At 73.2% G+C, this 10,587-nt stretch carries 8 protein-coding genes; all 8 read right to left on the reverse strand.

Features of this window, described 5'->3' with window-relative positions:
* Positions 1-182 precede the first annotated feature (182 nt).
* Positions 183-1,376 (reverse strand): carboxylate-amine ligase, encoded by a 1,194-nt coding sequence (locus IE177_RS20815; protein WP_190016839.1) that lies wholly within the window; start codon positions 1,374-1,376, stop codon positions 183-185.
* A 113-nt stretch (positions 1,377-1,489) separates the two neighbouring features.
* Positions 1,490-1,798, reverse strand: coding sequence for an STAS domain-containing protein (locus tag IE177_RS20820; RefSeq protein ID WP_190016840.1), 309 nt, complete (start codon positions 1,796-1,798; stop codon positions 1,490-1,492).
* Positions 1,798-5,967: a SpoIIE family protein phosphatase gene (locus IE177_RS20825; protein ID WP_190016841.1), complete on the reverse strand. Its 4,170-nt coding sequence runs from the start codon at positions 5,965-5,967 to the stop codon at positions 1,798-1,800. The genes IE177_RS20820 and IE177_RS20825 overlap by 1 nt, the downstream gene beginning before the upstream one ends.
* 148 nt (positions 5,968-6,115) lie before the next feature.
* On the reverse strand, positions 6,116-6,460 hold the full coding sequence (locus IE177_RS20830; protein ID WP_190016842.1) for an STAS domain-containing protein: 345 nt from the start codon (positions 6,458-6,460) through the stop codon (positions 6,116-6,118).
* 47 nt (positions 6,461-6,507) lie between these two features.
* Complete coding sequence (locus IE177_RS20835; protein ID WP_190016843.1) at positions 6,508-7,578, reverse strand: cobalamin B12-binding domain-containing protein; 1,071 nt, start codon at positions 7,576-7,578, stop codon at positions 6,508-6,510.
* A complete protein-coding gene (locus IE177_RS20840) occupies positions 7,575-9,161 on the reverse strand; it encodes a PP2C family protein-serine/threonine phosphatase (protein WP_229816183.1) in 1,587 nt (528 codons plus the stop codon). Before IE177_RS20840 ends, IE177_RS20835 begins: the two co-directional genes overlap by 4 nt.
* 383 nt (positions 9,162-9,544) lie before the next feature.
* Complete coding sequence (locus IE177_RS20845) at positions 9,545-10,057, reverse strand: ATP-binding protein (protein WP_373305128.1); 513 nt, start codon at positions 10,055-10,057, stop codon at positions 9,545-9,547.
* A 65-nt stretch (positions 10,058-10,122) separates the two neighbouring features.
* On the reverse strand, positions 10,123-10,587 hold a 465-nt coding region (locus tag IE177_RS20850; RefSeq protein ID WP_190016845.1), incomplete at its 5' end, for a sigma-70 family RNA polymerase sigma factor.

A 10,587-nucleotide genomic window follows, 5' to 3' on the forward strand; every position in this document is an offset into this window, starting at 1 on the left:
GCCGCGTCGTCCGGGCGGCGGCCCCGTCCCGCACGCGCGGTGTTCCGGGAGCGGATGGCCGGGTGTCAGGGGATCCTGCTTGGTGAGCATGGGGAAGTGGCTTTCCTCGATCGGGCGTTGACCGGCGGTCGTCCGGGGCGCGAGGCGGGACCCGTCATGGGACCGCCGGTCGGATGGGCACATCATGAGCTCGGTGTCGCGGCGGCGGACCTGTCGGCGTGCGGATGGGCGCCGAGGGTGTCCGGCCGGGCGGCCGGGCGCCGGGAGCGGGCCGCCGGGCGGGGCGTCCTGCGTTCACCGCGGGTCTCGGCCGCCATCAGGTCGACGCCGGCGAGGAGGTCGTCGGTGCGGGTGGCCCGGCGCAGCCGGTGCGCCGCCGTACCGACGGCCAGTGCCTCCTCCAGCAGGGCGTGCACGCTCTCCCAGTCGCCGGTCGCCTCGAGCGCGGGGCGCAGCCTCGCCAGCATGCCGGTCAGCACGGCCGGCGCCGGCGCCGCGCGGCGCGTCACCGGGTCGACCAGGTGTCCCTCCAGGCCGGAGCGGGCGGCCCGCCAGGTGGCGGCCCTCAGCCAGTCGTGACGGCCGTCGCACAGGGGTCCGTCCGCACGTTCCAGGCGCTCTCGGGCCTGGTGCACCAGGGCGCGGAACAGCCCGGCGACCAGCGCCACGGTCTCCACCCGGGGGCAGGCGTCGCAGATCCGCAGCTCCAGGGTGCTCTGGTGGGCCGAGGGGCGTATGTCGTGGTAGATCATGCCGGCGTCGCTGATGACGCCCGAGCGGATCAGTTCCGCGAGCGACCTGTCGTAGTCGGCGGCGTCCCGGTGGCAGCCGGCCGGCCCCGCGGTCGGCCACCGCTGCCACAGCATGGATCGCCAGCTGGCGTAGCCGGTGTCGGAGCCCAGCCAGAACGGCGAGCTGGCCGAGAGGGCCAGCAGCGGCGGAAGCCAGGGCGAGACCAGGCACATCGCGCGGACGGCGGTGTCCCGGTCGGGTACGTCGACATGGATCTGGGCGCTGCAGATGAGTTGTTCGTCGGAGAGCCGGCGGTAGTCGTCGGCCATGCGCCGGTAGCGGGGATCGGCGGTGACGTGCTGGGAGGCGACATCGGCCAGGGGTACGGTCCCGGCGGCCACGACCGCGAGGCCGAGGGCGGTCGCCGCCGTGTCGAGGCGGCGCCGGGACGAGGCGAGGTCCTTCCACAGCCCGTCGAGGGTGTCGTGCACACCGCTGTTGCTCTCCACCACCGACTGCTGCAGTTCACCGGTGAAACCGGGTCTGTCCGTACGGCCGAGCAGTTCGTGGGCCCGTGGTACGAGATGCCCGCTCTCCACGTCCACGACATGGAACTCTTCCTCGGCCCCGAGGCGCGCTGTCACGACATCACTCCCCTGACATTGACAGGCGGTCCATGAGCCCCGAGTTCCCAGAGTTGCTCTTGGCAAGCGTGACAATTCATACGTTAGTACGCATTGCCGGTGCGTGAGCGATGTCAGGCCGCCGGGCCGTCCCCGGGCGGGGCGTGCACGGTGCTCAGGTCCGCCAGTCCGGAGACGGTCAGGATCGGCTGGAGCAGCGGCGGTGCGATCAGCTCCAGGCGCTCGGCGTGGGCGAACAGGACGTTGAGACCGGCGCTGTCCAGGTAGTCGACGGCGGTCAGATCGATCACGACGCCGCCGGAGAACCGGTCCAGTGTCCGGGCCAGCTCCGCGCTGTTGCTGAGATCGATCTCGCCCGCGACGGTAAGGAGCACGGTGCCGTCGCGCCGTCTCTGCGGAGTGATGGTGAGCGCAGTGGGCATCAGCGGATCCTCGTGTGCATGTCGACAGTGGTTCCGGCCGGGGCCGGCTCGATGGTCACGTGGTCCATCAGCTTGCGCATGAGGCTGATTCCCCGGCCGCGCAGCGGGTTGGCCTCGGGCTGGGGCTCCTTCCACCGCCCGCTGTCGGCGACGGTGAGGCGGACCCGGTGCGCGGAGGCCTCGGCCCGCAGACCGATGGAGGCGCCTGGGGCGTCACGGTGGCCGTGCTCGACCGCGTTGGCGCACGCCTCCCCCGCCGCCATCAGGACGTCCATCGCGGCCTTCGGCGCCAGACCGGCGTTCTCCAGCCAGGTGCGCAGGGCATGGCGGACCGGCGCCAGCTGCCCCGGCCGGGCGGGGAAGGACAGGGTGAGCGGGGCCGGGTACCGGTACAGCAGCAGGGCCACGTCGTCCTCGAAGCCGTCCTGCGGCGCGAGCCGGTCCGTGACGTGAGCGGCGAGTTCCTGCAGGGGGACGTCGCCGCCGGCCACGAGGGCGTCGCAGGCCCGGCGGATCCCCGTGCTCAGGGCCTGCCGCCTGCGCTCGACGAGTCCGTCGGTGTAGAGCAGGAGGGTCGAGCGGACCGGCAGGACGGTGGTCGCCTCCGGCCGCACGCGTCCGGGCCGCACGCCGAGGGGCAGCGAGCGGCCCTCTTCCAGCAGCTTCGTGGCGCCGTCGGGACCGGCGAGGATGCCCGGCGGGTGACCGGCGCTCGCGTAGGTCAGAACACCGGAGCCCGGGTCGAGGACACCGCAGAAGACGGTCGTGCACACGGCGGCGGCGACACCGGTGGCGAAGTGGTCCAGGGCGGCCAGGGTGCGGCCGGGGCCGGTGTCCTGCAGGAACAGGGCCCGGCAGGCGCTGCGGAGCTGGCCCATCACGGCGGCGGCCTCGAGCCCGCGGCCGACGCAGTCGCCGACGACGATGCCGATCCTGCCGTCGGGCAGCGCGATGGTGTCGTACCAGTCGCCGCCGACCTCCAGCGGCGGTGTGGCGGGTTCGTAGCGGACGGCGAATCCGCCGGGGAGTTCCGACGGGCCGAGGATGGCACGCTGCAGGGCCAGCGCCGTGACGCGTTGCTGGTCGAACTGGTGGGCCCGGGCCAGGGCCTGGGCGAGCTGTCCGGCCAGCACGGCGAGCAGCAGCTGGTCCTCGTCGCCGAAGGGCCGGTGACGGCCCGTCTCCACCCACAGCGCCATCGGGCCTTCGGGGTGCTCCAGCAGGATCCCTCCCCCGGTGGCGTCGGACGCCGAGGTGAGCAGGGGGCGCCGGTGCAGCTCGGTGATCGCGCGCCGGCGCGGCTCGGGCAGCTCCTGCCAGTCGGCCGGGGTCGTGGCGGTGACGGAGGGCCGGTCGCCGGAGCCGAGGACCACCGCCATGACGCTGTCGGCGCGCCACAGCTCCCTGAGCTGGTCGAGGGCCGCGGCGAGGGTGTCGGTCAGGCTGGTCACCCGGGACAGACGGGTGCCGAGGGCGGCCAGCGCGCTTTCCCGCTGGACGGCGTAGTGCTCGGTCGTGACGTCACGGAAGGTGCCCACGATCACGCGGCGCCCGGTGTCGGGGTCCTGGGTGCGCGTGAAGCTCACCGCGATCCAGCGGCGGCGCCCGTCCCGGTGGACGACGGGCACCGTACGGATGCCGTGCCGCTCCCGCAGGACGGCGGTGAGGGCGTCCGCGACCGCGCGGTGTCCGTCCGGATCCGCTGCCGCGTCGGGCCACCAGGGGTGGACGGGGCGGTACGGCAGCCCTTCGGGACCGTAGCCGAGGATGTCGGAGAAGGCCGCGTTGATCTCGATGACGGCGCCGTTCCCGTCGCAGACGAAGAAGGCTTCCTGCAGGGAGTCCACGAGCGCGGTGCGCCACCGCACGTGGTGTCCGCGCAGCCGGGCCAGCTCCACGTTGGCGCGCACCCGTGCCAGCAGCTCGGCGGCGGCGAACGGCTTGACGAGATAGTCGTCGGCTCCGGCCCGCAGGCCTTCGATGGCCGCTTCCTGACCGGCTCTGGCGGACAGGAGCAGCACGGGGAGCGACGCCGTGCGGGAATCGGTACGCAGGGCGTTCAGCAGCGACAGTCCGTCGACGCGGGGCATCATGACGTCGCTGACGATCAGGTCGGGCGGCGCGCCGCGTACGGCCCGCAGGGCCTGGTCCCCGTCGGCGACGGCGGACACCCGGTAGCCGGCCTGGGTCAGCAGGCGCGTGAGGTACTCGCGCATGTCCGTGTTGTCGTCGGCGATCAGCACGTGGGCCGGCTTTCCGGCGGTCTGCGGTGCGGGGGGCGCCGCCGGCGCGGTGCCGACGCCCGCCTGCTGCGCCGCGGTGTCGTTCTCCGGCAGCCAGCGCAGGGCTTCCAGTACGTAAGGGGCTGCCGTCACGGCGGGCACGTGGGGTCCGGCCGCGACGACCGCGTCGGCGGGAAGGTGCGCGGTGCCGAAGGGCAGCCGGACGGTGAAGCAGGTGCCCTTGCCTTCCTCGCTGTCCGCGGTGATGGTGCCGCCGTGCAGCAGCACCAGTTCCCTGACGAGGGCGAGACCGATGCCGCTGCCCTCGTTCGACCGGGCCCGGCTGCCGCTGATGCGGTGGAACCGCTCGAACAGCCGTGGCATCTCGGCGGCCGGTACTCCCGTGCCGGTGTCCGCGACGAGCACCTCGGCCGCGTCGTCCCGTTCGCGCACGGTCACCGTGACGGTGCCGTCGAAGGTGAACTTCAGGGCGTTGCTGAGCAGGTTGAGGACCACCTTCTCCCACATGCCGCGGTCGATGTGGACCGGCTGGGGCAGAGGAGCGCAGTCCACGTGGAAGGCCAGTCCGGCCCGATCGACGGCGGAGCGGAAGACACTGGCCAGCTCGGCGGTGACGGCGGCCAGGTCGACCGGCTCGTACCGGGCCTGCATCCGGCCGGCCTCGATGCGGGAGAAGTCGAGCAGCGTGTTGACCAGCTTGCCCAGCCTCAGCCCGTTGCGGTGTATGGCCTCCAGGTCCTGCCGCACCGAGGGTTCCGCGTCCGCCAGCCGGGTCAGCAGCTCCTGGGCGGGGCCGGTCATGAGGGTGAGCGGAGTGCGGAACTCGTGGCTGATGTTGGAGAAGAAGGTGGTCTTGGCCCGGTCGAGTTCGGCCAGTTCCTCCGCGCGCCGCTGCTGTGCGCGGTAGCTGCGCGCACTGCCGATTCCGGAGGCCAGGTGCGTGGCCGTCAGGCCGATGAAGCCCCGGTACGCGTCGTCGAGGGGACGGTAGCGGTTCAGGGCCGCCACCAGGAACCCGTACGGTTCGCCGCCCTGCTGCTGCAGCGGCACCACGAGGGCCTCCGTGGGCGGCTCCGGCCAGTCGCCCGCGGGCAGGGTTCCGAAACGGTCGTCCGTCAGCGGCACGCACACGGACTCACCGCTTCCCGCGGCGGCCGCGGGCCACAGCAGGCCGGTCGCGCCTTCCGGCAGCACGGCCGGGGCGGCGGGGTGCCCGGGGGGCAGGCCCGTGCTCCCGGCCAGCCGGGCGCCTTCCTCCGGTGCGAAGAGGTAGGTCAGGGTGAAGGGCAGGTCACGCGCGTTGCGCGCCAGTTGCCGGCAGGCGAAGGCGAGCGTCTCCTCCTCGGTGCGCACGACGGTGGGGTCGGAGCCGAGGTCGCGCAGTGTCGCCATCCGCCGCTCGCCCACGACCCGGTCGGTGTCCTCGCTGACCACGCAGAGCATGCCGACGACCTGCGCGTCGTCGTCGCGCAGCGGACTGTAGGAGAAGGTGTGGTACGTCTCCTCGGGATAGCCGGAACGTTCCAGGAAGAGCAGGAGGGCGTCGTCCCAGGTGGCCTCGCCGGTGCCCAGAACCCGTTCGATGCGCGGGCCGATGTCGGGCCAGATCTCCGCCCACACCTCACGCGCGGGCCGGCCCAGCGCCCAGGGGTACTTGAGGCCCAGGGTGTCGCGCCGGTAGGCGGCGTTGCAGAAGAACGTCAGGTCGGGTCCCCACGCCATCCACATGGGGAACCGTGACGAGAGCATGATGCTGACGGCCGTGCGCAGGCTCTGCGGCCACCGGTCCGGCGGGCCCAGTGGGGTCGCCGCCCAGTCGACGGCGGCGAGGTCGGCGCCGGTCCGGCCGCCGTCGGCGAACACCTCGCGCGTACCCGCGGTGCGCCGCGCGTCGCCGCCCGCCCCCACGCCGGCCCTCTCACTCATGTCGGCTCCGTTCTCCCCCGTCACGGTCGCGTCGGCCAGGTGGCTCGGCTGAGCCGGCGCGACCCGCAGTCCCGCGCGTCCGTCTGCCCCGTGCGCAGGATTCCATCCTTCACGACCGCAAGCGCGGTGAACGCACGGCGGCGGGGACTCAGGTGACGCCGGCCCTGGTGGCGTCGCCGTCGGCCTCGGGCGTGCCGGCGTCGAGTGGCTGCGCGCACCCGATGAGGTGCTCCAGCACATTGGTGAGGCGGAGCCGGTCGTCCAGGAAACCGGGGCGGTTGTCCAGGCGCAGTTCGGCGCCCGCGGCGCCCGCCCGCCGGTGGATCATGAGCAGGGCGGAGAGCCCCGAGGAGTCGATCCAGGTCAGGGCGCGGAAGTCCAGCCGCACCTCACGGGGCCCCGGATGGCGGTCGATGTGCTCGACGACGCAGTGCACCAGGTCGCCGCTGGTGTCGTAGTCCAGCTCGCCCGTGACGTGGAACGTCAACGTCATGGGCTCGCTCACCACGGTGAGGCCGAATTCTGCGGGCGGATGTTCGATCATACGCGGGTGTCGGGTCGGGGGACGGGATGGGAGCGCACCGCCGAAGCCCCGTCCTGGAGCAGACCGAGGGTGCGGGGGAAATCACGCGCCTGTTCCATCAGGGCGTCCAGTCCGGCGAGGAGTGAGCGTGCCGGGACCCGGCGCGCCTGCAGTATGCCGGCGGTCCAGGTGAGGAACGCGGTGAAGACCTCGGCGTCGTCGACGTACAGCGCGGTGGCCAGGAAGTCGACGATGTGGGCGATGTCCTCCGCGGTCCGCTCCCGCTGGATGTCGCTGTAGCCGCGCATCGCGGGGAAGCGGTCCTCCAGATCCGTGAGGGTCTGTTTGACCAGTCGTCCACGGGAGTGGACGGTCATCGTGTACTCCTGGTCGGCCAGGTGCGGGAGGTCGTCGACCACCTGCCGCACGGCCGACGGGGCGGGCCGGGCGAGTCCGGCCTCCAGTGCCGCGGCGGCCTCGCGGGCGTCGGCTGCCCAGAGGTCGGCTCCCAGCGCGCGGGCGTATCTGCCGCCGGGGCCGAAGGCGGGGCCGCCGGCCAGGACCGGTACGCCGACGGCCTGGCAGGCGGTGATGGCGCTGTGCGCTCTCGGCAGGTGGGTGGGCAGGGAGCTGGACAGCAGGACGGCCTGCGGGTCCGTGTGATGCAGGTGGGCGATCAGGTGCGGGGTGGGGGTCTGCGCGCCGAGGTAGTCGACCCGCCAGCCCCGCAGGCGCAGCACCTCGGCCACGAGCCGGGCGGGGAAGGCGTGCCACTCGCCGTCCACGCAGGCGACCGTCACCCGCCCCCGTTGTCCGGTGTCCCAGTGCCGGTGGTGCGCGAGGGCGGCGACGACGCGCTCGTTGATGGCGGTGGCGGCGTGTTCCTGGGCAACGGTGAAGCGGTCGGCGGCCCACTCCTCGCCGACCTTGTGCTGGACGGGCGCGATGACGTCCAGGAGCAGGCTCTCCTCGTCGGTGCCGTCGGCGAGCGCGGCGCGGACGGTGCGCACCGCGTCGTACTCGTCACCGGCGGCGACGGCCTCCCACAGCCGCTCGCGGACCTCGGCCGTCGTGGCGGGGTGGGTCACCGGCCGCTCCTGGGGAGGGGATGCCGGGCGGTGCCGCCCACCACCGTGAGCGGGCCGGTCCTGGGGGCGCCGACGGCGAGCGTGGCCATGTCGTCGTGGTGCCCCGCTCCCACCCACTGGGAGGCGAGCATCTGCACGCGCTCCACAACCGCCTCCGCGGGCAGCCCCGCGCATTCGGCCAGCGCGCGCCGCAGCCGCGGTTCGCCGAAGAACTCGTCGCCGAGCGGGCCCCCGCGGGCCTCGGTGATGCCGTCGGTGTACAGCAGGCACGTGTCCCCGGGCGCGAGCGTCGTCTCGACCGTGCGCGCCGTCACCACCGGGAGCGCGCCGATCAGCGTGCCGTGGGTGGGGACCTGTTCGACCTCGCCGCCGGAGCGGACGACGAGGGGCGGCAGATGCCCGGCGCTGGTCAGCCGCAGGCGCACGCGTCCGGCGCGGCGGCTCACGGAGGCCAGCACCAGGGTGGCGAAGCGGGTGTGATGGGAGCTGAGCAGCGCTCCGTTGAGGAGGTCCAGTACCTCCTGGTGGTCCGCGGCCAGGGGCAGCAGCGCGTGCAGGGTGTTGCGGATCTTGCCGGTCAGCACGGCGGCCTCGAGGCCCTTGCCCGCGACGTCGCCGAGCACGACGAGCGTCTCCTGGGTGGGCTCGGCCGCGGGGTGGAAGTCGTAGAAGTCCCCCCCGACCCGCTCGTTGTCCTTGGCGGGCCGGTAGCCCGCCGCGTACTCCACGCCGTGGGTGCGGCGCAGCACCGGCGGGAGCAGTTCCCGCATCAGTGTGGCCGTGATGGCCGCCTGCTCCGTGTACAGCCGCGCCGCGGACAGGGCCGCTCCGGCCCGCGCCGCGAACAGGCGGGCGAAGATCTCCTCCCCTTCGGAGAAGCCCTTGTCGGTGCTGGAGCGCAGCAGCACCAGCGCTCCGGCCGGTACGCCGTGGCCGGGCAGCGGGGTCACGATGACCGAGCCGGCGGCCGAGAAGCCGTCCGGGAGCAGCCAGTCCGGTATGTCGTCGGGGTTGATCCAGCGGGCGGGAACGGGCGGGAAGCCCTGCAGCGCCTCGCTGAGGCCGGGGACGCCGCGCGGATCGATCTGCCGGTTCACCCGGGTGGCGGGTCCGCCGCGCACGGCGTAGGTCAGGGTGTGGCGCCGGCCGTGCGGCGGGGAGAGGACCACCGCGGCCTCGGCCATGTGTTCGGCGGCCATGGCCGCGGCCATCTCCATGCAGCGGTCCGCGTTCAGGGTCGACAGCAGGGCGCTGGACACCTGGGCCAGGATGTCCGTCCGCTCCTGGGCGGTGTGCAGTGCCTGTTCGGCGAGGTGCCGGCCGGTGTCGTCGACCAGCCACCAGACCACGTCCCCGTCGGCCGACGCCGAGGCGTGGGCTTCGAAGAGGCGCTCGTCGATGGCGCCGCTCGGTGGCGCGACGGATGAGGCGTCGCCCTGCCTCCGCACGAGGCGCTGATGGGCGTCGGACAACCAGGACGGGACCACGTCGTGGAGGCTGTCCCCGTGACCGGCTCCCGGCAGCAGCGTCCGGGCGGCCCGGTTGATCCGCACCAGATCCCCGTGAGGGTCTACGACCAGCACGGGACAAGGGGCCTCGCCCCACGTCGCACCGACCTTGTCAGCGGCGTTGCGCGGGCTTGCAGAGGAGCCGCTAGAAGCGCACACGAGAAGGGGCACGCAGGGTGCGCGCCCCACCACCTTCCTGATCTTGGCGAATGATGCCGTCCGACAACAGTCCCGCATCGGTCCTGCGAACGCAAGCCACCGCCCACGGGCGGGGGTGCCGGTGCGCGGACGGTCCCCCCGTTCAGCAGCGGTTCGCCGGCGCGCGGCCGTCGCACCGTCGCCGTCCCGGATGATCAGTCCCCTTTCAGGGTGTCGTGACGTCCAGCTGTTCGACCGGCCCGGCGGCGGCAGAGGGTAGCCGTCCAGCCGGCGGGGGCGGGCAGACGGGCGGCGCCCCGTCAAGGCGTTCCGCCCGGCCGCAGCGAGCCGGCAGCGCCGGAATCGTCGTCGTCGAGGGATACGCGGACGGTGATCCGCTTGCCCAGGGGGGTGCGCCGCGCCTCGAACTCGCGGACGACGGCCATGACGATCTCCAGGCCGTGCTGTCCGACCCGGCCGGGTTCCGCGGCCCGGGCGACCGGCAGCGCCGGATCCCCGTCCGACACCGACAGCTCGACCAGTCCGCCGGTGATCAGCATGTCCACCAGGACCGGGCCAGGGGCGTACTTGCAGGCGTTGGTCACCAGCTCGCTGACCACCAGCTGGGTCAGGTCCAGCGCCCGGGCCGACACCGGCAGGCCGTGCCCGTCCCGCGCACGGGTGAGGAAGCCCGCCGCGCGGCGTCGCGCCTCGGCGATGCAGCCGGCGTTCCCGTCCAGCGCGACGGTGGTCCGGATCGGCGCGGCGTCCGGCGCCCAGCTGCCGCGGAGCCGGGGCACGGACGTCGTACGAGCCGTTGTCGAAACGTTCACCCGACTGCTTGTGCCCGGGCGCGTGACCTTCATTCCCACCGATTCCGTCCCTTGGGCGGCGGGGGTCAGCGGGTGGTCAGCAGCCCTTCCCGCAACCGCTTGAGCGTGCGCGACAGCAGACGCGACACATGCATCTGCGAAACACCCAGCCGCTCACCGATCTGCGCCTGCGTCAACTCCTCCACGAACCGCAGGTGCAGGATCACCCGATCCCGCTCCTCCAGCTCCGCGATCATCGGCGCCAGCGCATGGAAGTCCTCCACCAACTCCAGCGCCGCATCCTCACACCCGATGAAATCCTGCAGCGCACTCTCCCCCTCCTCACTCCCACCGATCGCCGCGTCCAACGAAGACGAGTTGTAGCCATTGGCCGCCAACCGCGCCTCCACCACCTCGTCCTCCGACAGACACATCAACTCCGACAACTCCCCCGTCGTCGGCGTCCGCCCCAGCCGGCTGCGCAACTCCTCCGTCGCCCGCGCCAACTGCACCCGCGCCTCCTGCAACCGCCGCGGCACATGCACCGCCCA

The sequence above is a fragment of the Streptomyces lucensis JCM 4490 genome (assembly GCF_014650035.1).
GTDB classification, from domain to species: domain Bacteria; phylum Actinomycetota; class Actinomycetes; order Streptomycetales; family Streptomycetaceae; genus Streptomyces; species Streptomyces lucensis.

Excerpts from the sequence above, each read along its gene's own strand:
- IE177_RS20820 (WP_190016840.1), bottom strand. The coding sequence starts at position 1,798 with ATGCCCACTGCGCTCACCATCACTCCGCAGAGACGGCGCGACGGCACC.
- IE177_RS20825 (WP_190016841.1), bottom strand. The coding sequence starts at position 5,967 with ATGAGTGAGAGGGCCGGCGTGGGGGCGGGCGGCGACGCGCGGCGCACC.
- IE177_RS20830 (WP_190016842.1), bottom strand. The coding sequence starts at position 6,460 with ATGACGTTGACGTTCCACGTCACGGGCGAGCTGGACTACGACACCAGC.